This is a genomic window from Vreelandella sedimenti, from assembly GCF_013416325.1.
GTDB lineage: Bacteria > Pseudomonadota > Gammaproteobacteria > Pseudomonadales > Halomonadaceae > Vreelandella > Vreelandella sedimenti.
In genome coordinates this window covers 154,204-181,128 of record NZ_JACCGK010000005.1, presented here as the reverse complement: position 1 = coordinate 181,128, position 26,925 = coordinate 154,204, and the positions used below count along the sequence as shown (strand labels likewise).

26 protein-coding genes and 1 pseudogene are annotated in these 26,925 nt (G+C 54.1%); 12 read left to right on the top strand and 15 right to left on the bottom strand.

Annotated elements, in window-relative coordinates; all coding sequences use genetic code 11:
- The first annotated feature begins 2 nt into the window (after positions 1-2).
- Together recD and HZU72_RS07245 are read left to right on the top strand one after the other, a co-directional pair.
- A complete protein-coding gene (gene recD, locus HZU72_RS07250) occupies positions 3-2,264 on the top strand; it encodes an exodeoxyribonuclease V subunit alpha (RefSeq protein WP_180091256.1) in 2,262 nt (753 codons plus the stop codon).
- A 102-nt stretch (positions 2,265-2,366) separates the two neighbouring features.
- Positions 2,367-3,753, top strand: a pseudogene (locus tag HZU72_RS07245) (IS1182 family transposase).
- Between the two features lie 261 nt (positions 3,754-4,014).
- Here HZU72_RS07245 and HZU72_RS07240 read toward each other — a convergent pair.
- The 6 genes from HZU72_RS07240 to HZU72_RS07215 all read right to left on the bottom strand — a co-directional run bounded on the left by HZU72_RS07240 (position 4,015) and on the right by HZU72_RS07215 (position 11,260).
- Positions 4,015-4,554, bottom strand: coding sequence for a hypothetical protein (locus HZU72_RS07240; RefSeq protein WP_180091171.1), 540 nt, complete (start codon positions 4,552-4,554; stop codon positions 4,015-4,017).
- An 89-nt stretch (positions 4,555-4,643) separates the two neighbouring features.
- Positions 4,644-5,669, bottom strand: coding sequence for an AlbA family DNA-binding domain-containing protein (locus HZU72_RS07235; RefSeq protein ID WP_180091170.1), 1,026 nt, complete (start codon positions 5,667-5,669; stop codon positions 4,644-4,646).
- A gap of 94 nt (positions 5,670-5,763) precedes the next feature.
- A complete protein-coding gene (locus HZU72_RS07230) occupies positions 5,764-6,348 on the bottom strand; it encodes a hypothetical protein (protein ID WP_180091169.1) in 585 nt (194 codons plus the stop codon).
- A 229-nt stretch (positions 6,349-6,577) separates the two neighbouring features.
- Positions 6,578-6,958 (bottom strand): hypothetical protein, encoded by a 381-nt coding sequence (locus HZU72_RS07225; RefSeq protein WP_180091168.1) that lies wholly within the window; start codon positions 6,956-6,958, stop codon positions 6,578-6,580.
- Between the two features lie 162 nt (positions 6,959-7,120).
- Positions 7,121-10,855: a hypothetical protein gene (locus HZU72_RS07220; RefSeq protein ID WP_180091167.1), complete on the bottom strand. Its 3,735-nt coding sequence runs from the start codon at positions 10,853-10,855 to the stop codon at positions 7,121-7,123.
- A gap of 207 nt (positions 10,856-11,062) precedes the next feature.
- The gene (locus tag HZU72_RS07215) at positions 11,063-11,260 is read right to left on the bottom strand and encodes a DUF427 domain-containing protein (protein WP_180091166.1); all 198 of its coding nucleotides are present in this window, start codon (positions 11,258-11,260) and stop codon (positions 11,063-11,065) included.
- A gap of 112 nt (positions 11,261-11,372) precedes the next feature.
- On the opposite strand from HZU72_RS07215, the gene HZU72_RS07210 reads away from it, so the two are divergent.
- On the top strand, positions 11,373-11,531 hold the full coding sequence (locus HZU72_RS07210; RefSeq protein WP_180091165.1) for a hypothetical protein: 159 nt from the start codon (positions 11,373-11,375) through the stop codon (positions 11,529-11,531).
- Between the two features lie 6 nt (positions 11,532-11,537).
- Here HZU72_RS07210 and HZU72_RS07205 read toward each other — a convergent pair whose 3' ends face one another.
- Together HZU72_RS07205 and HZU72_RS07200 are read right to left on the bottom strand one after the other, a co-directional pair.
- Positions 11,538-12,140 (bottom strand): glutathione S-transferase N-terminal domain-containing protein, encoded by a 603-nt coding sequence (locus tag HZU72_RS07205; RefSeq protein WP_180091164.1) that lies wholly within the window; start codon positions 12,138-12,140, stop codon positions 11,538-11,540.
- The gene (locus HZU72_RS07200; RefSeq protein ID WP_235976023.1) at positions 12,140-13,390 is read right to left on the bottom strand and encodes a YbfB/YjiJ family MFS transporter; all 1,251 of its coding nucleotides are present in this window, start codon (positions 13,388-13,390) and stop codon (positions 12,140-12,142) included. Before HZU72_RS07200 ends, HZU72_RS07205 begins: the two co-directional genes overlap by 1 nt.
- A gap of 145 nt (positions 13,391-13,535) precedes the next feature.
- On the opposite strand from HZU72_RS07200, the gene HZU72_RS07195 reads away from it, so the two are divergent.
- Positions 13,536-14,429 carry a LysR family transcriptional regulator gene (locus tag HZU72_RS07195; RefSeq protein ID WP_138801396.1) on the top strand — a complete coding sequence of 298 codons (894 nt, stop codon included), beginning with the start codon at positions 13,536-13,538 and terminating at the stop codon, positions 14,427-14,429.
- Between the two features lie 10 nt (positions 14,430-14,439).
- Here the strand turns inward: HZU72_RS07195 and HZU72_RS07190 are convergent, their stop codons facing one another.
- Entirely contained in the window at positions 14,440-15,324 is an 885-nt protein-coding gene (locus HZU72_RS07190) for a LysR family transcriptional regulator (protein ID WP_138801397.1), read from the bottom strand.
- A 121-nt stretch (positions 15,325-15,445) separates the two neighbouring features.
- Here HZU72_RS07190 and gstA point away from each other — a divergent pair, with 121 nt between their 5' ends.
- Both gstA and HZU72_RS07180 read left to right on the top strand, forming a co-directional pair.
- Complete coding sequence (gene gstA / locus HZU72_RS07185; protein ID WP_180091163.1) at positions 15,446-16,051, top strand: glutathione transferase GstA; 606 nt, start codon at positions 15,446-15,448, stop codon at positions 16,049-16,051.
- 483 nt (positions 16,052-16,534) lie between these two features.
- Positions 16,535-17,491 carry an RpnC/YadD family protein gene (locus tag HZU72_RS07180; RefSeq protein WP_235976022.1) on the top strand — a complete coding sequence of 319 codons (957 nt, stop codon included), beginning with the start codon at positions 16,535-16,537 and terminating at the stop codon, positions 17,489-17,491.
- Here the strand turns inward: HZU72_RS07180 and HZU72_RS07175 are convergent.
- The 5 genes from HZU72_RS07175 to HZU72_RS07160 all read right to left on the bottom strand — a co-directional run bounded on the left by HZU72_RS07175 (position 17,488) and on the right by HZU72_RS07160 (position 21,102).
- A complete protein-coding gene (locus tag HZU72_RS07175) occupies positions 17,488-18,060 on the bottom strand; it encodes a haloacid dehalogenase type II (protein WP_235976021.1) in 573 nt (190 codons plus the stop codon). The two genes, HZU72_RS07180 and HZU72_RS07175, sit on opposite strands and share 4 nt — an antisense overlap.
- Positions 18,002-18,199 (bottom strand): hypothetical protein, encoded by a 198-nt coding sequence (locus HZU72_RS23780; protein ID WP_235976020.1) that lies wholly within the window; start codon positions 18,197-18,199, stop codon positions 18,002-18,004. Before HZU72_RS23780 ends, HZU72_RS07175 begins: the two co-directional genes overlap by 59 nt.
- The gene (locus tag HZU72_RS07170; protein WP_022522630.1) at positions 18,180-19,415 is read right to left on the bottom strand and encodes an MFS transporter; all 1,236 of its coding nucleotides are present in this window, start codon (positions 19,413-19,415) and stop codon (positions 18,180-18,182) included. Before HZU72_RS07170 ends, HZU72_RS23780 begins: the two co-directional genes overlap by 20 nt.
- A 180-nt stretch (positions 19,416-19,595) precedes the next feature.
- The gene (locus tag HZU72_RS07165) at positions 19,596-20,534 is read right to left on the bottom strand and encodes a LysR family transcriptional regulator (protein ID WP_022522629.1); all 939 of its coding nucleotides are present in this window, start codon (positions 20,532-20,534) and stop codon (positions 19,596-19,598) included.
- A 232-nt stretch (positions 20,535-20,766) separates the two neighbouring features.
- Positions 20,767-21,102, bottom strand: a complete 336-nt coding sequence (locus HZU72_RS07160; RefSeq protein ID WP_022522628.1) for a zinc ribbon domain-containing protein YjdM — start codon at positions 21,100-21,102, stop codon at positions 20,767-20,769.
- A 99-nt stretch (positions 21,103-21,201) separates the two neighbouring features.
- Here HZU72_RS07160 and HZU72_RS07155 point away from each other — a divergent pair, with 99 nt between their 5' ends.
- The 6 genes from HZU72_RS07155 (at position 21,202) to HZU72_RS07130 (ending at position 26,267) form a co-directional block, all read left to right on the top strand.
- A complete protein-coding gene (locus HZU72_RS07155) occupies positions 21,202-21,591 on the top strand; it encodes an ester cyclase (protein WP_022522627.1) in 390 nt (129 codons plus the stop codon).
- 250 nt (positions 21,592-21,841) lie between these two features.
- Complete coding sequence (gene phnC / locus HZU72_RS07150; RefSeq protein ID WP_022522626.1) at positions 21,842-22,687, top strand: phosphonate ABC transporter ATP-binding protein; 846 nt, start codon at positions 21,842-21,844, stop codon at positions 22,685-22,687.
- Entirely contained in the window at positions 22,684-23,553 is an 870-nt protein-coding gene (gene phnD, locus HZU72_RS07145) for a phosphate/phosphite/phosphonate ABC transporter substrate-binding protein (RefSeq protein ID WP_022522625.1), read from the top strand. Before phnC ends, phnD begins: the two co-directional genes overlap by 4 nt.
- Positions 23,554-23,562: 9 nt before the next feature.
- A complete protein-coding gene (gene phnE / locus HZU72_RS07140; RefSeq protein ID WP_027960098.1) occupies positions 23,563-24,393 on the top strand; it encodes a phosphonate ABC transporter, permease protein PhnE in 831 nt (276 codons plus the stop codon).
- Between the two features lie 9 nt (positions 24,394-24,402).
- Positions 24,403-25,413 (top strand): phosphonate dehydrogenase, encoded by a 1,011-nt coding sequence (locus tag HZU72_RS07135; protein WP_022522623.1) that lies wholly within the window; start codon positions 24,403-24,405, stop codon positions 25,411-25,413.
- Positions 25,407-26,267, top strand: coding sequence for a LysR family transcriptional regulator (locus HZU72_RS07130; protein ID WP_009287603.1), 861 nt, complete (start codon positions 25,407-25,409; stop codon positions 26,265-26,267). Before HZU72_RS07135 ends, HZU72_RS07130 begins: the two co-directional genes overlap by 7 nt.
- A gap of 195 nt (positions 26,268-26,462) precedes the next feature.
- Here HZU72_RS07130 and HZU72_RS07125 read toward each other — a convergent pair whose 3' ends face one another.
- The gene (locus tag HZU72_RS07125) at positions 26,463-26,837 is read right to left on the bottom strand and encodes a winged helix-turn-helix transcriptional regulator (protein WP_022522621.1); all 375 of its coding nucleotides are present in this window, start codon (positions 26,835-26,837) and stop codon (positions 26,463-26,465) included.
- Positions 26,838-26,925: the final 88 nt, after the last annotated feature.

Below are 26,925 nucleotides of genomic sequence, written 5' to 3'. Positions count from 1 at the left end.
CTATGAACCTTGACCTGTTCGCCGATGACGCGCCGCCCGCGGCACCTGATTCACCCGCATCGGCAGCACCACTGACAGAATCAGCCGCCAGTGCTACCCAGCCGCACCCGGCACTGAGCGACACCGCCGCGCTATTCCTGCTGTGTGAACGCTGGGTTTCTCGTGGCTGGCTACGGGATCTGGATCTAGCCCTGGTGCGCTTTCTCGACCGTGAAACCCAGAACGCCCCGCCGCTGCTACTGCTGGGCGCAGCGCTGGCCAGCCACCAGCTCGGCCGAGGCCATGTCTGCCTGGATGTAGCCGCGACGCTGGAAGCCCCGGATTTTGCGCTTTCGCTGCCCCCAGAAGGTGACGACCTAAACGACCCGCCGCCGCTACCCAGCCATGTGCTGGCCACGCTAACGCTGCCCGAATGGCAGGCCGCGCTCAATCACCCCACGCTGATCAGCGACGGCCCCGGCAATACGCCGCTGGTGGTAAGCCACAGCGGCAACACCAGCAAACTCTACCTACGCCGCTACTGGCAGTTCGAGCAAACCCTACACCAGGAAATTGCCAACCGGCTTGGCGCCGGTAATGAAGCGGATAGCCCACTACTCAAAAGCGCACTAAATACGCTATTTCCGGCCACCGACACTCTGGATTGGCAAAAGAATGCCTGCGCCCTCGCCGCCCGCAGCCCCTTCGCGATCATCACCGGCGGCCCCGGTACCGGCAAAACCACCACCGTGGTGCGCCTGCTGGCCCTGCTGCAAACCCTGCAACTTGCTCAGCCCAACGCCCACCCGCTGCGCATTCGCCTAGCCGCCCCCACCGGCAAAGCCGCCGCACGGCTAAATGAATCCATTGCCGGGCAGGTGAAAGACTTACCCCTTAGCGGGTTGGAATCTCTATTAGATGAGCAATCAGCCGCTTCCTCATCGAACGCAATCGACATTCCGACGGAAGTGACCACGATCCACAGGCTACTTGGCGCCCGCGCCGACACCCGTCACTTCCGCCACAACGCCGCCAACCCACCGGCGCTGGATGTGCTGGTGGTAGATGAAGCCTCAATGGTAGATATCGAAATGATGACGGCGCTACTCAGCGCCCTGCCCGCCAGCGCCAAGCTGGTACTGCTAGGGGATAAAGACCAGTTGGCATCCGTGGAAGCAGGCGCCGTGCTAGGCGACCTATGCCGCCGCGCCGACGACGCCCACTACACCCCCACCACGGCGCAGTGGCTAGCCGAACTCACCGACCACCCGCTGCCAGAGGCATTAATCGACCCGGACGGCCAGCCGCTGGATCAAGCTATTACCATGCTGCGGGTAAGCCATCGCTTTACTGAAACAAGCGGCATCGGCCAGCTCGCCCAGGCGATTAACCAGCCGCTAAGTGAGGCATTGCGGGAACGGGATAAACTCCAAGCCGTGCATGGCGTGCTGAATAACGGCTACGCCGACCTGCACCACCTAGTGTTGAAGCCAGACGCACAAAATGAAGACAGCGCCCTGGAGCGCCTAGTGATCACCGGAAGCCCGGAACGTTTTCCCAACGCAGGCGAAGGCCGCACCAATTTCAAAGGCGAGCCAATTGCACCGCCCACCGGCTACCAGTACTACCTGAATACCTTGGCAAGTGAACGACCTGATACGGCATTAGCATTTGAAGAGAACGGTAAGATTTACGATGCCTGGGCGAAGCAAGTACTCAACGCCTACAGCCGCTTTCAGCTGCTGTGCGCGTTACGCAAAGGCCCCTGGGGAGTAGAAGGCTTAAACCTGCGCATCGCCAAAACATTGCGCCGCGAAAAGCTGCTGTTCGGCAACGACCACACGTTAGAAAAAGGCTGGTTCGAAGGCCGCCCGGTACTGGTCACCCAAAACGACTACGGCCTGAAACTGATGAACGGCGATATCGGCATCACAATGGCGGTGCCAGATCCCCGCTCTTCATCAGGAGCGCCAGGAAGATCGCTATTAAGAGTTGCCTTTCCGACAAGCGACCCTGAAAACCCAATTCACTGGGTACTGCCTTCCCGCCTACACGCGGTAGAAACCGTGTTCGCGATGACGGTACACAAATCCCAAGGCTCGGAGTTTCAGCACACCGCTCTGCTGCTACCGCAAACGCCCAACCCGATTCTTACCCGCGAGCTGGTCTACACCGGCACCACCCGCGCCCGCGACTGGCTCACGGTGATCGAAGCCAAGCGCGGGATATTGAATGATGCGGTGGCTAGGGAGGTTATGAGGGTGAGTGGGATGGGAAGTTTGTAATCAAAGTCGACATTACCGTTGGTGATGTCGGTTTTCGGCCGAGGCTGTGTGAAAACGTAGCTGTCGCTATACTCTACCCATGACTGATCGTGGGAGGTACCGATGAAACGTTTCGTCGCAGGTGAATCCCGGTCCCAGGCTACGTTGTTTCCTGAGCTTCTGGATGATTTCGTTACTGAAGACAACCCGGTTCGGTCTATTGAAGCTTTCATTGACGCCCTCGACCTCAGACAGCTGGGCTTCAAAGGCATTGATCCTCATGCCACTGGACGCCCAGCGTATCACCCCGCTGTACTGTTAAAAATCTATCTTTACGGTTACCTCAACCGCGTGCAATCCAGCCGCCGTTTGGAACGTGAGGCACAGCGTAATGTTGAACTCATGTGGCTAACGGAGCGCCTCGCGCCGGACTTCAAAACGATTGCCGATTTCCGCAAGCACAATGGCAAAGCGATCCAAGCCACCTGTCGAGACTTTGTCGTTATATGTCGGCGTCTAGGGCTTTTTTCACAGTCGGTCATGGCAATCGATGGCAGCAAATTTAAGGCAGTCAACAATCGAGACCGCAACTTTACCTTGGCCAAAATGAAACGCCGCGCAGAAGAAATCGATAAGAGTATTGAGCGCTATTTACGCCAACTCGACGCAATGGACCAAGGCTCCACCGTTGTCACAGAAGCGCAGACGACAGGATTGAAGGAAAAGATCGCCTCCCTCACAGAAGAAGTTCAGCAACTGCAATCCATTGAAATTCAAAGGATCGAGGCCCCTGATCAGCAAATCTCGTTGACGGACCCAGATGCTCGCTCCATGACGACGCGAGGAACGGGAGTCGTGGGCTACAACGTTCAGACGGCTGTCGATAGCCAGCATCATCTGATTGTCGCCCATGAAGTCACTAATGTCGGCAGTGACCGGCGTCAGTGATCTCCACGTCGTCGCTGATCGCGGTTATTTTACAGGTAATGAAATTCTTGCGTGTCATGAGGCCGGTATTACGACGTATCTCCCTAAGCCCAAAACCTCGCCGAACGAGGCCAAAGGCATGTTTCCCAGGGAAGCGTTCCAATACGTGAAGGAGCGTAACGAATATCGCTGTCCTGCAAGGGAGCGCCTGATTTGGCGCTTCAAGAACGTCGAAAAAGGCCAGACGCTCCATTGTTATTGGAGTTCGGCCTGTCCGAGTTGCTTAATGAAGTCGCAGTGCACCACGGGTATCTATCGGCGCATCAGACGCTGGGAACACGAAGAGGTACTGGAGGCGGTAACATCACGTCTGGATCAGAGGCCGGATATAATGCGCACCCGTCGTCAAACGGTTGAGCATCCCTTTGGCACGTTAAAAGCGTGGATGGGAGCGACTCACTTTTTAACCAAAGGGCTTAAGAACGTCAGCACGGAAATGAGTCTTCATGTGCTTGCCTACAACATGAAACGCGTCATGAATATCCTCGGCCCCAAGGGTTTGATCCAGGCATTGCGGGCATAAGTCCTTAGTCCGGACCTAGCTCTGCCAAGCTTGTGGTAGCCAATAACGCTCTTTAGTAAGCGCTTTTAGGCTTTATCTCGACTCACTTCAAATGTTGGCATAACGAAGGAAGGCGTTCTGGTCTGTCTTGCTGGTCTGTTAGTGAGGGCAAAACGGCTGAGCACTGTAATCGCCAACTGATTTTGGGTTTTCACACAGCCTCGGCCAGAAGCGGTCCTTTAGGTATCAGCGATATAGCTCTATAAAAAACCTGAATTAAGCCTAGCCGCGAAGCGGCGTCGGCTGTTGTACCGCACATATTTGCTTTACCCATTGTGCGGCCTGACGTATTGATTGCTGTCGAACCTGGGTATTCGAACCGCCATGATCGAATTGTTTGCCTTGGATTGGAACAATACAAGTGCGATCCTGTTGCATCTGGCTGAGCGTCCACTCCCAAAGATCGCGGTTGATGCCATAGCTCCACCAATCGGAGAAATGGCAAATGATAACGGGAGCAGTAGGCTTGGTTGAAAGCTCGCCGCGCAAGTACGGCCAATATTTGAGCAGGTTCTGGATTGGTATTTGCTTGCTCTCAAACTCTATGACGACTTTGTGCCCTTTGATGTTTGCAGTTAAGTCACCTAGCTCAAATCTCTCGGAACTGTGGTAGATGTTTCCGCGTCTCCCAGCGCTGTGTGTCTCAAGCCTCGCAGTGTTGGATTTGCCTTGCCCCCCCCCAGTCCAACTGGGGCGAACCAGAAGATCTGCGTCGAAGTTCGCTAAAAATTCCGTAAGGAAGGTGGTTTGAGTTTGGCCCATGCAATGCTGTCTCTTGTGCGGTCTAACGCCTAAGCTCCGTTGTCGCCACGCAGTAGCGATCAACTGCAGCACTTCACTATGTTTTACTTTTACTCGCGGTTAGTTTTCATCACTTTAACCAAGAACTCAACCGCAGCATGATTGTAAATGCTCGGTGTTACAGACGGTACCACACCGGTCTCTCGGTATTCATCTTCATGCTTTTTATTTCTAAAATTGTAGGCTGAATAGTCGGAGTTATTCTTCAGATCATTTTCGGTGATGCATTTCCATACTTCATTGCGGCCAACACCCGGTACGAGGCCCTTGACCTCGTCAGCTAAATCTATTGCCGCCAGCGGGTAATTTTTAGTCAGGTTTTCTTTTACGTGCTTGATGACTTCAACTTGATCAATCGGTACAACATCCCCCACAAGTTGAAGTGCTGTTGCACCGTCTTTTTCAACAAACTCACCTTGTTTTATAAATTTTAGCTTGGATGCGAGGCCTTCATCCAAAACTAAAACACGGGTCTCATCCTTTTCAATCAAGCCCTTTTCTGTGTCCAAAATAGCCGCGTTTTGAGGACCAGCTCGACCGATCTTAGACATCAAATCGAGCCAATGCTGATTATTTTGCTCAATCCGATGATTGATTATACTTTCAAGCTCAGCGCTCTGAATTTTCTGCGTTCGCCCACCATAACGGTAATAGATTTCTCCGTTTTTTATGGTTTGGTCTTTGCCCTCATCCTTTCGCGCAATTACTGGTTTGCTGTTTGATGGCCAGACACGGAAAACGCCAAACTTCTTATCGTCGATCTCGATCGCTGCTTGATCCCAGTGAATCTCCGAAGAAAAAATATCTAAGAGAAACCCAGTTATTTTTTCAGGGTCTATCTTTTCGAACTGATCCGCAGACTTCTCGGACATCCCAATCAAAACTCGAGGCGCGTCTTTGACTCCAAAAATTAAATGACCTCCTCGGTTGTTTGAAAATGCTGCAAAGTCGCGAAAATAGTCAGCAAGCGCGGCGAGATTAAATTGCTCTTTGAACTCTAGCTCCTGCCCCTCTCTGTGATAAAGCCGCTCGCCATTTAGGCGAAGGAGCTCTCGCACTTCAGGTTCATTGATCACGTTTTAGCTGGCTCCCTGATTTTAGACATAACGCTGTAAACAGCGGCGAGCGATAGCGAGTCCGGCGGTGACAGCCGCGAACTGCTTCACTTTATTAGCTTTTTTCTGTGGATACGATAGTGTAGTTAATGCCACGGCTATTAAACTCGCTTTGAATCCAGTGCGTTATTTTGAGCATTAGAATAACAAAGACAAGAACAAACTTTACTCTATTGTCGGAATCGTTCCATGTGTAAGTTATTTCTTTGAGATTTCCATTTTCGTCTTTTCCACCTACAAATACATGAAAAGTTTCACACTTCTGCACCTTTGCAGATTCAACTATACCATCAACTCTACTTTTTAGAGATTCGATTTGAGACTTTTCTAGCTGGTAGTTCTTACGGTGCGAGAATTTATTTCGAATATTATTTACCTTATTAAGTACGGTAAATAACTCTTCGCTCATGCCGAGATTTTTTGATACAACCAACTTTGTTTTGAAAGAAACGAAAGTTCCGGTATAAAGGTCTTCAGTACTAGTCAATTTACTTGACCATAGGTTTAAGACTTCTTCTAGTATTAAATGCCCCCTGAGAATACAGGTCGCTTCGTCAGGGATACTTATCATTGCTAAGTAATCCTTGTGATCAAAAATTCTATTAAAATCGCCGCCTACGGCTACTTGTTTATGATTCATGGTCAAATTTCCGTGTACAGCTAACAGGTATTAGACTGACCATCTTATGATTGGATAAACGTGCCAGCATGTTTATCAGACAAATGCAGCCTATGAAATGCGCTCTAAGTATATAACAGTTATCATAGTTAGGTTGCATATAAAAATTCTCGCCACTGCTGCATTTTCCTGTACGTATGCTTTGGATCGTTAGATGAAGCAACATTTTCATTATTATTTCCAAACGATTTTATTTATTATCATTCCAATTCTCCGCCGCCCAATCGCTTAGCTTTTCTTCAAGATCACTAAAAATCATAATATGCCGAAGCCTGAACTGAGGGTCGGTAGAAGCCTTCTGAAGACGTTGCGCTAATAAAGATGCGCAGATTTCACGATCACTCTCTGGCAACGACTTAGAACTTATGCCTTCACCCAAAATATGGCAAACATTCATAAAAGGCGCGATACGATCTTTCTTATAATACGCTTGCTCACGAAGCACTCTCAACTGTTTAAGATTCTCAGGAAGCTGACAAACCCTGTTAACAAACGCCTGATCGGCATATTGGGCCTTTAGTTCCGCTTGAACTTTAGCAATATACATTCTTGCTTTTATCAACTCAAACATTAGTCACCTTTGCATTTTTATTTTAAAAGTAAGCTTGCGGCGTTTTAAAAGTGTCTGCTAAGAGTCGTGTTCTGTCGAAGCGCATACATCAGCATAAGCTAAATCTCTTCTACCGGCCATCAACGGCCTAAGGCGTGCTACTCATCTTAAGCGCAACGACAGCTATTCGGACCGAACCTTATTGCGCTCAGCGTACTCGTCGGCACGCTTAGCATCCTGATCCCAGCTTTCGGCGATGGCGGCCAGCATCGCCTTGGTACGCGGAAACTTCACGTTCGCCGCAGACCAGCGTCGGTACTGCGTGGCCAAATCCCGCTCCTGGTCGCCGCCTTCGAAGGTAGACTTCGTGAAGACGCCTCGCATGTTGAAGCGCTCGATCATGATCGCGTGCTCAACGTCGTTCGACCGAAGGCGCTCGATGGCGCTAGCGACCTCGGGCGGCGGCCATATACCCTCCACCTCGGCGGCATGAGCGAGCGTGCGGCCAATGTAGTTCGGAACGATTTTCGTGCGTTTCTGCTTGAGTGCCTCCTCATTCATCCCGTCAATCCAAGCGTCAAGTTCAGCCTGATCGATCTTACCGTTCTCCTGCCCTGGGACGCGCTTGTTATGCATTAGGATTCTGTGAGAGATGGAGGCGCGGTTGCGCTGATCCGGCGTCGTCTCGTTCTCTCCAGGGTCTACGTGGTCGGCGACGAACACGTCCTTCATGATCGATACGAAGAACTCCGGATCGCTGACCATTCGGTCGTAGAGCGCGAGATCTCCGTCCTGATATTCGAGGACTGGGAAGAAGGCATATTCCCAGTGCGCGAGTTCAAGCTGATTAACATCTTCGCGGCTACGGATGGACTTGAAGAGCTTGCTCAGAAGATAGCTGTCGATATCGCTGTTCTTTTCGCCCGCGTTGATCTCGGAGATCCGTCCGCCGAGTATCGCTGTAATGGCTTGCCACGAGAGTTCGTGCTCGCGCGGATGGACGAGCGAGAGTGCGCTACCGGCGCGGCCAGCTTTGACGAACCGATGCACCAGTTCCTCCAGCTCTTCCGCCGAACCCTCGAACCTGTAGGAGCGCCGGTTTTGCCAGAAGTACTTCTCGGCTTCCTGGCCCAGCGTAGTGATCAGTTTCCAGGTGCGTCGCTCCTCGGGCCAGTCCAGCAGCATCGAAGCGGTGCGCACGGCGTTCCAGCCCGACCGCTCAGCCAGAGAAAGGATCTCCGCATCATATCCCTCGCCGCGGCGGTGTCTAAGCATCCCGGCCACAGCCGTCGAAAGATCGGGTGCGGGTGCCTGCGGGTCGCCGTCTACCAAAATATGTTCGAGGATGGACTCGTCCTTGATACCCGTGACAGCCGAGAAGGCTACACCCCGCGAGAAGCGCACAGTCGCCGCGAGCCGTATGATAGCTTCAGCTCCGGACGTCACGGCGAGATTGGCTACTGCGTCGGCGCGACGCTGCTCGATCGCTCGCTCGGAAGCCGTAATGTCTTCGACTGGGTAGGGATCCCACTCGTCGAAGAGCGTACGGGCCTGGTCGAACGGTTCCAGGGTTTCCATGGACGCGACGATTTCCTGCAGGCGCTTCAGATCCTCTTCCGGCAAGACCCAATCCGCCTGCCTGAAGCGTGCGTGACGGTCCTCAAGCCGTCTAAGGGTGCGGCGGAGCTCGACACGCTCCTCGCCGGTGGTGCTCTTAGCGTGTGGGACAAGCATCGATAGGAACTGGTCGCGCCGTTCCGGCGAGAAACGTGGGAAAGCCTCGGCGACTACGATCCAGTGGGCGTTATTGTCTCCGACGAGTGAAAGCGCTCGGTCGGCCATCGCGTTGTAGGTTTCCGCGATGATCCCGTATGTAAGGGCCTCCTTGTCAGAAGCACCAGCATCCCGATAGCGGGGGCGCTGCGTTGGGTTTTTCGTGTCATGGAGTGTAGGTAACAGCATGGTTACGAGCTGCCATCCGACCTGCGTGTGCTCGGCGATGATCTCATCGACGACAGCGATGCGTTCTACCATCGGCGCGTTCGTGCCAGGCAACCAGGCCGTGAATAGATCGCGCAGGCTCGAGATTGGTCGGTTTCCGGACTTGCCGCCCGGATCCATTGATGCCAGTTTGGCAAGCAGAAGCGCAGTGCGCCTGAAGTAGGCGGGATCCCATGCCAAGAGCTCAAGCGCCCACAGCAAGTTCGGGATTCTTGAATGTGGCACGCCGTAGCTGCTGTTCTCTTGGAACAGGACTGCAGCCACCTCATCGCCCTCGAGCAGGTGCTCGAGGGCTGCGAGCAAAGGGCGCGGGGCCGCCTCCATTAGATACGTCAGTTGACCTTCCAGACCCAGGATTACTCGCGCGTCGTCGCGCAGGCCTGGAAGGTTGGCGACGAGATCGTGTACGAACTTTTCTGGATCCAGACCAACCTCAAGGCCAACTTCCTCGTGCACCGCAGCGATGATGAGCAGGGTCGTTGCGATTCCTTCGCGAAGAAGAGAACTATATGGCGCCGTTGATCGTCCGAAGCGCTCATCGGCGAAGTTCGGGGGTACCTCGGTTGTGAACACTTTGAACGCTGCTTCGGCCAAAGATTCGAGGTGGCGGCGGGTGATGAGGTGCGACAGGTTCACGAAGGCGTCTACCGGCGCCTGTAATTTCCAGAACCCGCCTCTCAAGTCGACTGGCGTGTCTTGCTTAGTAAGATATCGGCGTAGCGCTAAATCATAGTCCTCGTAGCTTGAACCGCTGAGTTCGGCGATGATCTCGAGGTCGCCTGTCTGTTGCGTACTCCAGGAGCTTGCTAACAGGGCTGGCACCAACCGTTCTCCTTCCTCCGCCCAGGGAGGAGGGCGGGAGCCGGATCGGGGGGCATGACGTTGAAGGATGGTGAGGCTTCGACCGGATTTACGCGCGAGAGTCTCGGCTTCTTCCTCGCCGTAGCTCATCGACTTGAGGGCTTCGCCCATCTCTCGGATCGAGGGCCGTTCCAGGCGCGAGTAACCGTTGCCTGTCGGCCTGTAGTCGAGGGTTGAGACGGTTGGGCCGAAGTTCGCAAGGGATCCTCCGACCTCCTTTACCGTTGGCGAGAGGATGTATCCATAGCGTCCGGCTGTCGAGAGCGAACGCCCAGCCTCATCTGTATCGACGATCAGCGTTCGAGCCTCAAGGAACTCTCGGCTGGCTTTGTCTGCCTGACGGATCGCGGCTACGGCGACGGCGCTCACTTCGTCCGGGCCGTCACCTACGAACACGAGAGGTCCTCGATCACTCATCAGGTGATCGACGATTTCCTTGGCTTGGGCGCTGCGACCGGCGAGTGCGACCTCCTCTGTCAGCTGCTGCCTATAACGGTTGGAGAATTCGTTCCAGAATTCCTCGGTGCTACGCGCACCATGGTTTGGTACCGTGCCTAGGATTTGGCGCGCGTGTTTCGCGCCGACCGCGCCATGCTCCTGCAGCCACGCATCGAGCATCGCGCCATCAATGTAGCGGACGTCGGCAAAATCGCCCTTGTCCTTGTATTCTTTAACGAAGTCAGGGAGCTTGCGATTGGCGTTGTCCCAGTTTCGGGGTGTCACAAACACGAAGGTCAGGTCTTTGCGGGTGCTCTCGTCGGTGTCTTGCACTCGACTTTCATAGTCGCTTTTAAACTTCTTGACTGGTTTGCTATTCGTCCCGAATTCCCAAACCGATCGGCCGACGGGGATGTATGGCGTTCCCACCGCCATTGTCAGGTCGCCGTCGTATCCACGGATCTGGCCGGCCTCGCCCCCTGGAAACCGCACATGGTGGATATCACCGACATCGCGCGCCGACGCGAGGATGAGATCGCGAATCATGACGGGGAACTGTTCGCGTGAACCAATTCGGTCTGCCCAATCCCGGAGTTCTGCCTGATTAATCCACTGCATAAGGTTTCTCTCGAGAGTCTTATCCACTTTCTGCCATCGTTTGGCCTTTTAGCCAAGGACTGACTGCTTTGGGTCGAAAGGCGTCATTCGCTAGTTCACTAATACAAAGCAACCCTTCCCGTCATACCCTCCATAACTTCAATTAACTGTTCATAATTGCAAGCAATATCCTGAATCTCACCCAGCGGAAAACAAGCTGTATGCCCTTTAAAGAGACAATAGATGGTATTTCCGAAACGGTGAGTAGATCCACCGCACATCTTCGCGGGAGAAGTAGTGGCGTGGCGGGTAGACTTGCTCTTGGAGCTCTAGGGCTTGAGTGGAGTCGGCAAGCAGCTTGCCATCAACATGCTTCTGCACGCGCTGGCTAACGAAGTAAAGCTCAATGCATCGGGCATTTTGCATTTAGATTGTCCCTGCGGCGATTTTTCGCTCTAGTTATTTCAGCCTAGCAGCTAAGTTCGTTGAAACCCATTTTTGGTTCATTAACCTTTAGGCTACGAGGATGACTTGGGACATGCTCATATCCGATTACCGCCCTACTATTTCCCTAGGCTACTGCGAAGCAAACACGCACTTTGAGCTGTGCCGTTTTGAATATCTGGGTGAGCTGAAAAACATCACGACAACGCCCCGCAGCAGCGAGGCGATGAAGGCAGCAAGGGTGTTGGCGTAGTCTCTGCTAAGCGAATGCGGTCTGCTCAAAACTCGCACGTGCAGTCACACCAGAATGCCATGCCAGAAGCTGTGGATACTCTTCTTGCCAATTCATCTCAGGCAGCCTGAAAGCTAGATAATCCAGCGCGACCGCAATAGCGATGTCACCCAGGTTGATGGTTGAGGCCTGCGGTTCTTCGCCAAACTCACTGTTCAGTTGTTTCAGCAGCCTCTGAATAGCCCGCGAACGCCGCTGCACCAACTCACTGTCATCTATCTCGTTGCCATAATGCTTTCTGGCAATCACGGTCGTGAACGCGGCATCCATCAGGTTTTGGCCTAGCCCCGCCAGGTGCAACACGCTCCCCAGGTTGGCTGCTAGCAGCATGGGCGGGTTGGGGCTAACGCTATCCAGGTAAACGGCAATCAGCATTGATTCGCTAAGCGTGGTGCCCTCCTCCGTTACCAGCACGGGAATACGCCCGGCGGGGTTGGCTTTTAACAGATCTACATCATCTGCCCAGGGGTCGCACCACTTTAGCGTCACGGCGTCCATCAGGCCTTTTTCCAGTAATACGATGCGCACTAGGCGCGCATAGGGCGAGGTTGCGTTTAGGTAGAGTTCCATTATTGCCTCCCTTGGTTTGAAGATTGCTGTGTAGGTTGCTGGGCAGAAAGATGCGAGTGACGCTGCTGTACGCCACGGCTAAGCAGCACCAGCAAAAAGCCAGCGACGAGGATGAGGCCGCTGATGGCAAACAGTGGTGTGTAGCTGCCCCAAGCGCCATAAAGCGCGGACATGGCATAGCCCGCCACTGCCTGGGCGGCAGCAAAGGCGGCGGTGGCTTGCCCCCAGAGCTTCTTGTGGGCGGTTGGCCCTACCAACTCAGCAAGGCGTCCAGAGGTGAGTGCGACAATGCCGGGGATCATCGCCCCCACCATGAACGAGGAAACCGACTGGCTGAGCAGTGCGAGCGAGAACACCGGCAGCAAAACGGCGGCGGCCTTCGTCGCAAAGGCGATCATCAAGCCACCCTGCCAGCCCACTCGCTGCGCCAGTGCGCCTACCATGAACGGCCCACACAATGCTCCCAACCCGAAGATACCCCACTGCAGAGAGGCCGCTTGATTGCCCAGGGCGTTTTCTCTGGCGAGATAGTCCACCCAGAACACGGTATGGGGCATAAAGCCAATCGCATCCAGGGCGTAAGCGCCAACCACCAACATCACAATTATCTTTACACCCGCACCCCCTGTGGGGCTATTCACCCTTGGGCTAGCCGTGGTCGGTGAGGCTAAGTGTGCTACTCCCTGTCGCAAAAAATAGTCGCACAAAAGGCCAGCGGCAATACACAGCAGCCCCAGCGTGCCCCAGGTGACGGAGAGGCTTAACCCTAAGAGTAACGGTACGATGAAGGCCGAAAGCAGTGCGCCTAAGCCAATGCCGGTAAACACCATGGCACCCACACTGGCTCGCCTTTCAGGGGGCGTGGCAGCCAGCGCCAGCGAAGGGCCAACGACCATCAAGATGGCCCCAGCAGCCCCCGAGACCAACCGCCAGAAGAAGAACCAGAGGAAACCGCCCGCCCCGGCGCAGAGCACAAAGCTTAGCGCGATACCCGCGAAGCTTGCGGCCATCACCAAGCGAGGAGAAAAGCGCTCACTCAGGGAGTGGGCGGCGAGTGCGCCGATAAAATACCCCAGCAGGTTGGCGGCCCCCAGGTAGGCGCCTTGGCTCGCGGTAAACCAACCCTCTTGAATAATCGCAGGCAATAGCGGCGTATAGGCGAAGCGCGCAATGCCAATTCCCGCCAGGGTCGCCATTATACCTGTCATCAGGGCAGGCAGATCGTGAGTAGTGAGTGATCGATTCATCATGTGGTGTCCTTTTCGTGCCGCCTTTCGGGCAAGGTGGGCAGCGCGTTAGTGCACAGTCAGACTACGCGTAAGGAACTATTTCTAGAAACGATTAGTTTTGATAGCTACTATCTTGTTTAAAGATAACCTGACAGGGAGACGGCGCGTGCAATTGAAATCACTGCGACTATTCATGGCCGTAGCCGAAACCGGCAGCTTCGTGACGGCGGCTAAGCAACTGCACACGGTGCAATCCAATGTGACGGCCCACATCAAGAAACTTGAGGAAGAGTTAGGCGTACAGCTGATTCACCGTGCAGGACGCGTTCGCCCTACGAGTGCCGGATCGGCGCTGGTGGAGTACGCCGAGCGCATGCTGACAGCCCACGACGAAGCGGTATCGCTGTTCAAAGGCCAGGAGAAGGCGTGTGGGCGGCTGCGTATAGGCGCCATGGAGACCACGACGGCGTTGCGCCTTCCGCCGATACTGGCGGCGTACCACGCAGCGCAGCCTGACGTTGATATCCAGATAAAGACCGGGCCCACGGCTGAGCTGGTCGAGTTGTTGCTTAACGGGCAGGTGGACTGTGTCTTCGTGGCCGGTCGGCTTGAACATGGCCGCTACCACTTGCTCAAAGCATTTAGCGAGCAGCTTGTCTTAGTCGGCTCAACACCTATGACGAGAATGCCCTCTTCACAAGAACTGCTGACGTCTGCTTTCTTGGCGTTTCGCCAGGGGTGCAGCTACCGCCAGCGTATTGAGCTGTTGCTGGCTTCCTACAGCGTCAATGCAGGCCGGATTTTTGAGTTCGGCTCCCTGGACGCGATGCTTGGCTGCGTTGCTGCCGGGATGGGTTACACGGTGCTACCCCGTGGGACGGTTGAAGCCCACCAGCACCGGTTCGGGATTCATACGCTGGAACTGCCCACGTCCATCGCCAATGTCGATACCTATTTTGTCGCCCCCGAACCAGAGTCCTGGACACCCGCCCTGGCAAGCTTCGCTGAGACGTTGCGTGATGCGGTGGTGGTGGATGAGCCTCAGCTTACTGTGTCGTGAAGTGGGTATCCTATGGTGGCGTTTTGTGATTTGCTACGTGTTGCCAGAAAGTCTCGACAAGTTTCAAGACCGGTGTGGCCGTTGCAGGGACGAGCCCAAACCTTCGATAAATCGGCTGTGTCAGCGATAACACGCGTAAACCACGCTTATCTTCGGGTAGTGTTGATTCCGGCACGATGGCGACTCCCATTCCTTCACGAACCAGTACACAGGCACTGACCCAGTCACGTACCGTCACACGGATATTGCTCAACGCTACTCCCCTCTCTTGAGCCAAATGCTGGGCATTCACCGCGCAGCCCCCCGTTGCGAGAATGAACGGCTGGGTAGCGAGTTCTGCAAAGTCGACACCTCGTGCGGATGCACGGCGCGCCATGGGGTGAGCCGTTGGCACCACGGCTACCCAAGCATCGCAGCCGAGTATCAAGGCTTGGCGTTCCGGCGTAGGATTCAGCACCACGCCAAGGTCGATGGCGCCACTAGCTAACCATGTCTCGACTTCTTCATCGGTACCTTCCAGAGCGACGATGTCGATACCGGGATGGCGCTGTCGAAAGGAGCCGAGCAGTGCAGGGAGACGAGTCGAGATTACAGACGGGAAACTAGCTAATCGAAGACGGCCACTCCCTATACCTTTCTGCTCATCGGCCAAACCACCAATCGCGTTGAGGCTCGCCAACATACCACGCGCGTGCTCGACAACCGCATCTCCAAAGGCCGTCATGCTGACGTCTCGTCGCGAACGGGCAAATAGCGGTGCCCCCAGCGTTTCCTCCATTTGTGCGAGCGCCTGGCTGGCGCCGGATTGAGTCATGCCAACACGCTCGGCACCTCGTGTGATAGTGCCAGTGTCCGCGATGGCGACAATCAAGCGCCAATGGGAGAGATTCATCATGTCAGTAGCTCAGCTAATGGCTAACTCGTGAGATATTAATTTTACGGTGATTAAAAGGATCTGCACACTTTTGAATTGTTAGCGGTAGCTAATCTCTTTTTTATCACTATAAAGGAATCCCATGAAGCTGTATTACGCCCCCGATACCTGTTCGTTATCGCCTCATATTGTCCTGCGTGAATTGGCGCTGCCTTTCACGTTAGTGCGTGTCGACAACCAAACAAAAACAACAGAGGATGGCCGAGACTTCCTCACCATCAATCCCAAGGGCTATGTAGCGGCTTTGGAGCTAAAGGATGGGCAGATCCTGACCGAGGGGCCTGCCATACTCCAGTACCTAGCTGATCTATCGCCGGAAGCGAACCTTGCTCCACCACTAGGAAGCTGGGGGAGAGTTCGTCTTCAAGAGTGGCTGGCTTTCATTAATAGCGAGATTCACGCTGGATTAGCGCCACTGTTTAACACCAGCCTGGCCGAAGAGGCCAAGCGTGTGTTTCACGATAAGTCCTTCAAGCGCTTTGACTATCTCGACAGTGTTCTTGAGTACAACGCTTACCTGATGGGCAAAAACTTTTCTGTCGCGGATGCCTATCTATTCACAGTGTTAGGTTGGTGTCGGTTTTTCGACATTGACCTGGGGCATTGGCCGACGCTGACAAATTATGTATCACGTGTGGGTGAACGACCGTCGGTTCAGGCTGCTCAGAAGGCAGAGCGGCAGAGGTGAAAAACTGGGCGTGGCGATAATTTGCATCACGGCCAACAAGCACCAGTATCTCGCTGAACTTATGATGGCCTATTCCTTGAAAGTGCCACGACTAAACAGTCTAATCATATCCATTGGTATAGGACAGTCGCAGCCCACCAACACCGGGGCGGGATTCCCACCCTGGAGTTGTCCACGTCCATCGCCATGATCGCTACCTATTTTGCGAACCAGAGTCCTGGACACCCGCCCTGGCAAGCTTCGCTGAGATGTTGCGTGACGCGGTGGTGGTGGATGAGCCTCAGCTTACTGCGTCGTGAGGTGGGTAGAAGAATTCCGGGTCTTATTCAGGCCTTATTTACAAAATGGGCAGCACCCAGCCCTAACATGGTTATCTCCTCTCTTGCTCATGACCCAATAGTTGCTTCCCGAAGACCCGCTATTTATTCTTAGATATCTTTTTTTGCGAAGCGGTAGCGTATCGCATTGATACGGGGGGAATGCATGAGCGATCTGGAGGATAGTCGCCGCGGTGATCACGACAGCCCATGGAAGATGGCGCTGGAAGCGTATTTTCAGGAGTTTCTAGGGCTGCTGTTCCCGGCTATTCATAAGCAGGTGGATTGGTCACAGGGCTACAGCTTTCTCGACAAAGAACTCCAGCAGATCACTGCTGATGCTGAAAGCGGTAGGCGCTATGCCGACAAGTTGATCAAGGTGGCTGCCCTGGATAGCATTGAAACCTGGGTATTGATCCATGTGGAGGTACAAGGCGAACCAGAAGATAGCTTTGCCGAGCGTATGTTTACCTACCAGTACCGGTTGCGTGACCGCTATAATATTGATGTGGTCAGCCTTGCCGTACTCGCAGATACCCGCGAGAGTTTCCGGCCCACGACCTTTCACTATCAACGCTGGGGATGTGCGCTATCCTTTACCTTCCCCACGGCTAAACTAATTGATTGGGAAGCGCACTGGGCAGAACTGGAAGCCAGCGACAATGTCTTTGCTTTAGTGTTAATGGCCCAGATACAGGCCAAGCGCGTGAAGGAGAACGCATCGCGAAAGGATACCAAAGTGGCCCTGATCCGGCTGCTCTACGAGCGAGGTTACAGCCGCGATCAGGTTTTACGACTGTTCAATATCATCGATTGGATGATCCAATTGCCTAGAAGTTTAGATCCTGACTTTGCACAGGCGGTCTACGCCATACAGGAGGAGAAGCACATGCCTTACGTCAACACGATTGAGCGACTGGGTATTGAGAAAGGACGTCAAGAAGGACGTCAAGAAGGACGTCAAGAAGCGCAACAAGAAGCTGAGCAGCGCGCTTTGGAAAGCAAGCGTAATGCAGCCCGTAAGCTGATCGCTCGCACCGAAATGGATGACCAGATGATCGCCGACATCGAAGAGCTGAGCGTCAAAGAAGTAGAAAACTTGCGGGCCGAGACACAGCACTAAGTTCGCCTTCTATCTCTTATTAGCCGCTCGCTCAACGCGACGAGATCTTCAGCCACAAAATCCCATGCTTCTTCTGCTTCTAAATCTTTGCTCTGATGAGGGCCATACTCTGTACGACGGGGTATAAACGCCGTTTTCATTCCCAGTGCACGGGCAGCACCCAGGTCATAATTGTGCGCCGCGCACAGCATCACCTCTTCTGGCGGCAGGCGAAGCAGGCGGCAAGCCCCTATATAGACTTCAGCGTCAGGTTTGTAGTGTTGGAATAACTCGGCGCAAAAAATCATATCCCACGGCAGCTTGGCGTGACGGGCAACGTCCACCATTAGCGATAAATTGCCGTTGGTCAGCGTGCCGATAATGGTGTGCTCTTTTAAGCGCTGCAGGCCACTCTGAACATCTGGCCAGGGCTCTAATTGGTGCCAAAAGTGATTAATGCGATCAATGGTCGTTTCGTCTAGCGCAATCTCATGTTGATTGAGTAGTTTGGCTAAGCTTTCTCGATGCAGATCATCTAATACCGTCCAGGGGATTTCCCCTCTGCGTACCCTGTCCATGGAAGGCGGCATAAAGCTGACGCCATTGATCAGCCAGCTCTTCACTAGGCAGTTCAATCCCCAGCTCTTTCTCTAGCTCATTGAATTGATTAATCAAACTGGAGCGCCAATCAACAAGAGTGCCAAATACGTCAAACACGATCGCTTTCATTAATTTCTCCTTGCCGCTGGATGGTCATTAATAGCCCCAATAACGTCATGGCGATCAGCAGACTCCAGCCGAGCATAAAACTGCCACTTATATCTAACAGCCACCCAAGGAGTGGTGGTATCGATACAATCGCCAGTTGGTTAATCGCCATAGCCAATCCCAGCACAAAGCCGGTTTTATCAGCAGGTGCAGACTCAGCCACATAAGCTACCCAAGGGCCGTACCAACCAAAACCAAAAAAGCCTAGCCAGGCCATCAAACCGCTCAGCATGAGCGTTGAGTGAAGCGGTAGCCAAACCAATACCAGCAGCCCTACTATCACCGCCACCATGCACCCCATTACCGGAAAATAGCGTGAGCGACAGCGGTCGCTCCAGGCCGCCAGCAAAATACGTCCGGCAACCCCGGCCCCTTGGGCTACGAATAGCAGCGCCGCCGCCTGCAGTACCTCCATTTGCAAGCGGCTATGCAGATAGAGCACGGTAAAAATCAAAATGCCGTACTGAACCGAGATCAAACTAATACCGGACGCCATGATCTGTTTCATGGCCGGTTCACGAATCATTGCCAATCGCGATAAGACGACTTGTTTTACGCTACCTTCAGAGGCTCTTGCTACCGGCACCACGCCACCAGGGGTACGGTAAAAAAGTATAAAGACCAACGCCCCGAAGATTGCAATCAGCCCACCCACCAGAAAAGAGGCGCGCCACCCCCAGGTGATAGCGACGGTTGGCAGTACGATCGCCGCCAGCGCCCCACCGAGCGGCAAACCTGCCTGACGAATCCCCATGGCAAAACCGCGCTGGGATTTATCGAACCAAGCAGCTACCGATTTGCTACCGCCAGGCTGGGCGGTACTGTAGCCCGCCCCTACGATGACCAAAAACAGCAGCATTGCCCAGTAACTCTCAGCCAGCACGGCAGCGCTTAGCGCGATGCCCACTACGAGGGTTCCCACCCCTACCACTAAGCGTTCACTGAACCTGTCCAGCAACTCGCCGGCAACTAACAGCCCGACTAAAGGCACCAGTTGAGCAGCAGAGACCAGCGCCCCAATCTGAAATGCAGAGAGCGCCATATCTGCCTGTATATAAACGCTGATGGCCCCGATGCCTTGAACGAAAAAGCATGCCGCTGCTTGAGCCAGGGTGGCTATCAGTAGAATGAACCAGCGGTAGTTGTGAGCAGAAGCCATAGGCAGCATTGTCGTCATAGGGGTTCTCAGCGCATTGAGCCTTTCCTAAGAATTAACCCTTTTTGGGCGCTAAGCCGCGACGATATCGCAACGCCTGTTGCCACATCAGCAAGCACCGCTACTTTTCTGGCTAGGTTGCGTTACCGAATAAAAGAGGCGAAAAAATTGCCAACATTGCAATGAAGCGTGGAATGCCGTTCAAACAACCTCAGAGAAGGTTCTTACATTTTTCATTTCCAGCAGCCCATCCCATAACCGCTGGGCTTCTGCTGCGAGGGGCGCTGTGCGTCTCAGCAAGGTGATTTTTAATGGCACATCGAAAGCGGCACCTCCCGCTCGAACAAGCCGCTTAGCCCCAAGGTCTTCCCGCACTAGCGAATAGGGAAGCCACGCAACACCCAATCTTGATAACGTCATATGACGCAAACTATCAGCAAGACCAGCATCATGGTGTTGCTGTAAATTCAAACCTTGATTCACCAGCATGGCACTCAGCGACCAACCCAAATGGCACTCTTGGGAATAATTCAAAAATGAGAGTGGGGAGCCATCTGCAGCATGTAAATTAAACAGTGGCTGACCTGCGGCATTTGGTGCGCTAACAGGGATGAGAGACTCGGTATCTAGCTCAATTGAAGTGTAACTATCACTCTCTACTCCCAAACGCCTTGCAATAAGGTGTTCACCATCGAATAGTGCCGTTACATAGTCGGCCTCTCCCTGATCTAGAGTGGCTAGGCACTCCGGCAATGTATTAGCATCAATGCTAAATTTTGCCTGTGTGAACTGCTCTTGTAAGCGCGGCATCCAGTGAGGAAAAAATATCGCAGCCATAATGTGTGGTGAGCAAAATCGTATCCGCCTTTTCTGATCGTTAATATCATCAGCAACGGAGCGGCGAAATTGATCAAAAGCGCTAAGCGCTTGTGAAGCTACCATTTGCAGGCTTTGCCCTGCCTCCGTCAGCACTAGCTCCCCTTTACGCCGCTCAAACAGCGTGGTGCCTGCCCACTCTTCAAGGCCTTGAATACGACGACTCAAGCCTGAAACCGAAACATGCCGATGCTCAGCCGTGCGGCTAAAACTCTTGGTTTCACAAAGGGCCAGGAAATCTCTCAGGATTATCAAATCAGTCATTGAAGGCCTTCCGGCAGATAAGCTTTAGTCTTACTTTAGCTAAATAAATCGAAAGGAAATAGCGCTTTTGAATACTTTCCAACCCGCTGTCAAAGGCCTTAGAGCTGATTTTGTTGCCCTAGAACCAGATACCCGAAAACACGCTTCGCTTAAACGCTGAGTGAAGTGGTGATGGTGGGTGAGCCTCAGCTTACTGCGTCGTGTGGTGAATCGAAGAATTCCGGGGTCTTATTCAAGCTTTTTTCACAAAGTGGGCGGTCACCATCATGTCGCCGACGCCGTCGACCTTGCAGTCCAGTTGGTGATTCTTGCTATCCAAGAGCCGCTTGATAACCGCTTTGGTGCCCACCTTGAGTACCAATGAGCTGCCTTTGACCTTGAGGTCTTTGATCATCGTTACCTTGTCGCCTTCCGCTAACAGGGTGCCGTGGGCATCTTTTACCGTCACGGTCTCTTCTGCCTCAGCCTCAGAAGGGTTCCATTCGTGAGCGCATTCGGGGCAGATGAACAGGCTTTGATCCTGATAGACGAATTCGGATTGGCAATGGGGGCAAGGTGGGCACGACATGAATGATGACTTCTGTGGTTTGGTTTAGGCTGCTTATGATACTGAGCCTGTATACCCTTGGCGAATGCCTTCACGCCTGCCCAAGAAAGGAGAACCAGGATGAACAAACGTGACCTGGAAGCAACCTACCGTGATTACATCACCTGCCTCAATAATCAAGACTGGACGAACCTTGACCAGTTCGTGCATGACGATGTCCACCACAACGGCAGGCGCCTAGGGCTTGATGGTTATCGCGCCATGCTGGAAGCCGATTACGAGCAGATACCGGATCTTCACTTTAACATTGAGCTTTTGGCCGTTGATTCACCCCATGTCGCGTGCAGGTTGCGATTCGATGTCACACCCAAAGGTAGCTTCCTTGGCCTTGCGGTGGATGGCAAAAACGTGACGTTTTGCGAAAACGCGTTCTACCTGTTTAGCGATGGCAAGATTAGGGAGGTCTGGTCGGTCATTGATAAAGCCGCGATTGAGGCTCAGCTTGGTTAAACGTTGTGGTTATCTCCATTAACAAACGAATAGAGCAGAATATCGGATCGGTACGCCCAGCCTTGGTGGGCCTCGTTTTGTGACGATATTGGTCTAGAGAAGCGTTATCTGAGCCGTTTGACTGGCTACCTGCGCTCCTTGGATAGTCATTAACTTATCACCTGAACGACACAGCTTTGTCACTTAGGCGGGCTACCGTTGCATTGTAAGTCACAATAAAGTGAGCTTATACATTGCAGAAGGTGATCCAATGGAGCCTATTCAATCCTCTGACTTAATGCTCCGCATCGAGAAAATGGGGGTGACATATCCTGGGAATGTCCTCGCACTCCGCCCCACCACCGTCGATTTCCACAAAGGGGAGTTTACGGTACTACTCGGCCTTTCCGGTGCGGGTAAATCGACGTTACTGCGTTCTCTCAACCACTTGGTGCGGCCCAGCACTGGCAAAGTGATCTCGGCCGAGCTAGGTGCGCTCGAAACCCGGTCTACGGTACGCCGCCATCGGTGCAAAACCGCCATGGTTTTCCAGCACCATCAGCTCATTGAACGCCATACGGCGCTCCAGAATGTGCTGACCGGTCGGCTTGCTTACCACAGCACCTGGCGCAGTTTGTTTCCGCTACCCAGGCAGGAACAGGCGCTTGCTCTGCACTGCCTGGACCGCGTAGGCATGGCCGAGAAAGCGCTTACCCGGGTCGATCAACTCTCCGGCGGGCAGCAACAGCGGGTGGGCATTGCGCGTGCCTTGGCGCAGCAGCCCGCCATGATATTGGCGGACGAGCCAGTGGCCAGCCTTGACCCGGCAACCTCTGAGCGAGTGCTAACGCTACTGCGAGATATATGCCGTGAGGATGGTATTACCGCCATTATTTCACTGCACCAGCTGGAGTATGCCCAGCGGTTTGCTGACCGCATTATCGGGTTAGCGAATGCCCAAATCGTTTTCGATGCGGCCCCCTCACAGTTACAGCAACGCCACCTGAACGAGATCTACCACGGCACGCGCGGAGCTGTGACCGACGCCGCTGAGACCACCGAACCCAACCCTCAAACCACCACTCCCTCCCCGATAAAACTGGAGATTGCCCAATGAAACCGCTATTCAGCTTTTTCTTTGCCATCTGTCTTATGTTTGGAATCGCCATGCCGGCCTTGGCGGCGGACCCTGATCCAAATCCGGATCTATTAAAAGTCGCGCTACTCCCCGATGAAAACGCTTCTGAACTGATCAAACGCAACCAGCCATTGAAAGAGTATCTTGAAAGTACCCTTGGGAAAGAAATTGAGTTAATCGTCACCACGGATTACTCCTCCATGATCGAAGCCATGCGCTTTGGTCGCATCGACCTCGCCTACTTCGGCCCGCTCTCCTATGTGATGGCAAGAAGCAAAAGTGAGATCGAACCCTTTGCCGCCATGATTGTGGATGGCAAGCCCACCTATCGCTCCATCATTATTGCCAATGTCGATTCCGGCGTTGAGTCCTATGCGGATATCGAAGGCATGAAAATGGCCTATGGCGACCGTGCCTCTACGTCAAGCCACCTGATTCCCAAAACCGTGCTGCTTGAATCGGCGGGGCTGGAAGCAGGCGAGGACTATGAAGCCCATTTCGTTGGCTCCCATGATGCCGTGGCGGTGAACGTGGCCAATGGTAATGCGGATGCAGGCGGGCTATCGGAAGTGATCTTTGAGCACGTAATGGACCGCGGCCTGATAGACCGCAACCAGGTTAGGGTGTTGGGTCACAGCGGGGAGTACCCTCAGTACCCTTGGGCGATGCGTTCCAACCTGGACCCTGAACTCAAGCAGCAGATCCAGGATGCCTTCATCAGCATCGATGATGAAGAGATTCTGGACAACCTAAAAGCCGAAGGTTTCGCCGTTATCACGGACGCCGATTACGATGTGATTCGGGAAATGGGTAGTCTGCTCAACCTCGACTTCGGCAAGATGTAAGGGGGCATGATGAATCCGTCCAAAACAGTGCCGCCACCCCTTTCATCGCTTTCTCCTGACGCCGTGTTGGACGAACACGCCCGCGGCTGGCGGAGCAAGCTCTTCCAAGCGGGCTTGGTGCTGGCAGTGGTTCTTCTGGCGAGTTGGTATGTAGATCTGCTGGATTTTCGCACCCTGGCCAACGGGGTGCCTGCCATCGCTACCCTAATGGGAGAATCCCTACCGCCCGACTTTACCAACGCCATGGATTGGATAGCGCCGCTGGTCGATACCCTTGCCATGAGCATTGCCGGCACGGCGATAGCGGTCACTGCTTCCGTACCCCTGGCGTTCCTGGCCGCTCGCAATACCTCGCCCCACCCCGTGGTATTCCACGTAACCCGCACGCTGCTGAACGCTCTTCGCTCGGTGCCCGAGCTGATTATGGGCATTATTTTCGTTGCTGCCGTGGGGTTTGGCGCCTTACCGGGCGTGCTCGCGCTCGGCCTTCATTCTATCGGCATGGTGGGTAAATTCTTTGCCGAAGCGATCGAGCATGTCGACCCAGCCCCGGTAGAGGCCGCCAATGCCGCTGGCGCGACGCGATTACAGGTTCATTGGCACGCGGTGCTCCCGCAGGTGCTTCCGCAGTTTGCTGATGTCTCTATCTACCGCTGGGAATACAATTTCCGCGCCTCTACGGTGATGGGCATGGTGGGGGCTGGCGGGATCGGCTTCGAGCTAATGGGCTCTTTACGCGTCATGCAGTACCAGGAAGTCAGCGCCATCCTGATTGTCATACTCGTTATGGTGACGATGGTGGATAGCCTTAGCGGCCATCTTCGTAAGAAATTCAAGTAAGGAAATCAAATGAAACCAAGGGTTTTCATTACCCACCGGGTACACAACAGTGTGTTGGAAAGGCTGGAACAACACTGTGAAGTGATCACCAACCAGTCAGCCACTACCTTGACCGCCGCCGAGGTAAAGGCCCGCGCGGCAACCGCAGACGCCATGATGGTGTTTATGCCGGACCAGGTCAGCGAGGAATTTCTAGCGGGCTGTCCCAAGCTGAAAGTTATTGGTGCCGCCCTGAAGGGATACGATAATTTTGATGTGGAGGCCTGTACGCGTCATGGCGTTTGGCTGACCTTCGTGCCGGATCTGCTGACGGTGCCAACGGCTGAGCTAACCATCGGGCTAACCATTAGCCTAATCCGCCATGTCCGAGCGGCCGATGAGTACGTTCGTTCCGGCCAGTTCAAGGGATGGCAGCCCACGTTTTATGGGCTGGGGGTTGCCGGCGCGACCGTGGGTATCGTCGGCATGGGTCCCATCGGCCAGGCAGTGGCAACACGGCTCCAGGGGTGGGGCGCGAGCTTGCTGTATTCTCAGCCAGACGCCTTGCCCGCTGCTGAGGAGGCCGCGCTAGGCGTGGCGCGCAAGTCGCTTGAAGAGCTGCTCGGGCAAGCCGACATTGTCATTTTGGCCCTGCCGCTCAATAAACAAACCCTGCATACCATGAACACTGCGCGCTTGGCCCTGATGCAACCAGGCGCTTTTTTGATCAACCCATGCCGGGGTTCTGTAGTGCAGGAAGCTGCCGTTTTGGAAGCATTGGAGTCAGGGCAGTTAGGCGGCTACGCAGCGGATGTTTTTGAAATGGAAGATTGGGCTCGAGAGGATCGCCCGCAAGAGATTTGCCCCACCTTGCGAGCACATCCCAACACGCTATTTACGGCACACATTGGCTCTGCCGTCCAGGATGTGCGGCTGATGATTGAACAGCGTGCTGCCGACAACATTCTTCAAGCGTTACAAGGAGAATGCCCTCAGGATGCGGCTAATTCGCCCACTATCACTGAGACAACTCCATGCTGAACTTGGTCTGGCTGAAAAGTTTTACCACACTGGTTCAGCACCGACGTTTTCAGGCCGCCGCCCAAGCTCTCGGTATCGCACAACCCACGCTTTCACAGCACATTCAAAAGCTCGAAGAACAGCTAGGTGCCCTGTTGATACGCCGCAGTAAAACGGGTTGCGAGCCCACCAAAGCAGCCCTGGCGCTTATGCCGCTTGCGCTTAGTATGTTGCAACTGGACGAGCGTGCTCGAGAAGTCGTTAGCGGTACGCGTTTACGCGTAGGGGCAAGTTCCAACATCGGTATTTACATGCTCCAGCCCTACGTGAGCACGTTCAAGAACATTCCGGCGGTACCTGAGCTGGATCTTGTGATTGATAACAATCCTAACATTGCTAGACAACTGACTAGCGGCGAGCTGGATATAGCGGTGATGGAGTGGTGGCACCCGAAATCTGGCTTCCAGGCAATGGATTGGCGACAGGAGCCCGTGGTGTTAATTACTTCACCCGATCACCCCTGTGCGGAATGGCATGAAATAGACCGGAAAACCCTCGCAGGAATGAGCCTGCTGGGCGGTGAACCCGGAACAGGTACGGGCCGGTTGCTGGCGAGTTTCTTCGGCGAAAGAGGGCCGTTCCCGAAGGTTTCAATGCAACTGGGCAGTACCGAAGCGGTTAAACAGGCTGTCAAAGCAGGCCTGGGCGTATCACTGGTGCTGGCGGCTTGCGTCGAAGCGGAGATCCGAGCGGGCACTTTGTGTGCTATCCCGGTCAGTGATGCCGGGCTGGCCAAGAACCTGAGCGTCATCTGCCCGGAGACGCTTGCACGGCAACCGCCAGTTTCCACTTTCGTCAGCCATATATGTCAGTGAAAAACGAGTGACATCTTTAGAGCCAGGGAAGGCGTATGGGCAGCTAAGAATAGGTGCTATTGAGACCCGCCCCCGCAAGCTTCACTGGAGCGTTACTCGGCATCGTGCAGCCGCACGCCTTCACTTTCGCTCTACAGAGCAATGGCGGCGTCATCGTCGTTGATGGTCATGATGCGGTAGTGCATCAGGCGGTTCTCATTGGGTGGCGGCATCGTTTTGTTCGTTCTGCTCGTCAGGGTTGTTGAAGTGATCCCTCTGCTCTGCCCATTTCAATAAGGCATCCAGCGCCGGGCAGAGCGTTTGCCCCCATTCGGTCAGGCGGTACTCCACTTTCGGCGGCACCTGGGGATAGACTTTGCGCGCCACGATGCCATCCGCTTCCAGCTGGCGCAGCTGTTGGGCGAGCATTTTCTGGGAGATATCGGGGATGAGTTTTCCTAAATCGGAGTAGCGCTGCACTTTTCCATCGAAGAGATGAAAGAGAATAATGAGCTTCCAGCGCCCTTCCAGCATTTTTAATACATTTTCCACATCGCTTGCGGCGGTAGCGGGCGTATAAAGCTTTCTCATGGGTGAGCCACTTACCTTTTTGTGCGTTCTTGATAACGCGTCAGTCTAGGCAGAAGATTCTCGCATATTACCCCCTGCGAGAGATGAC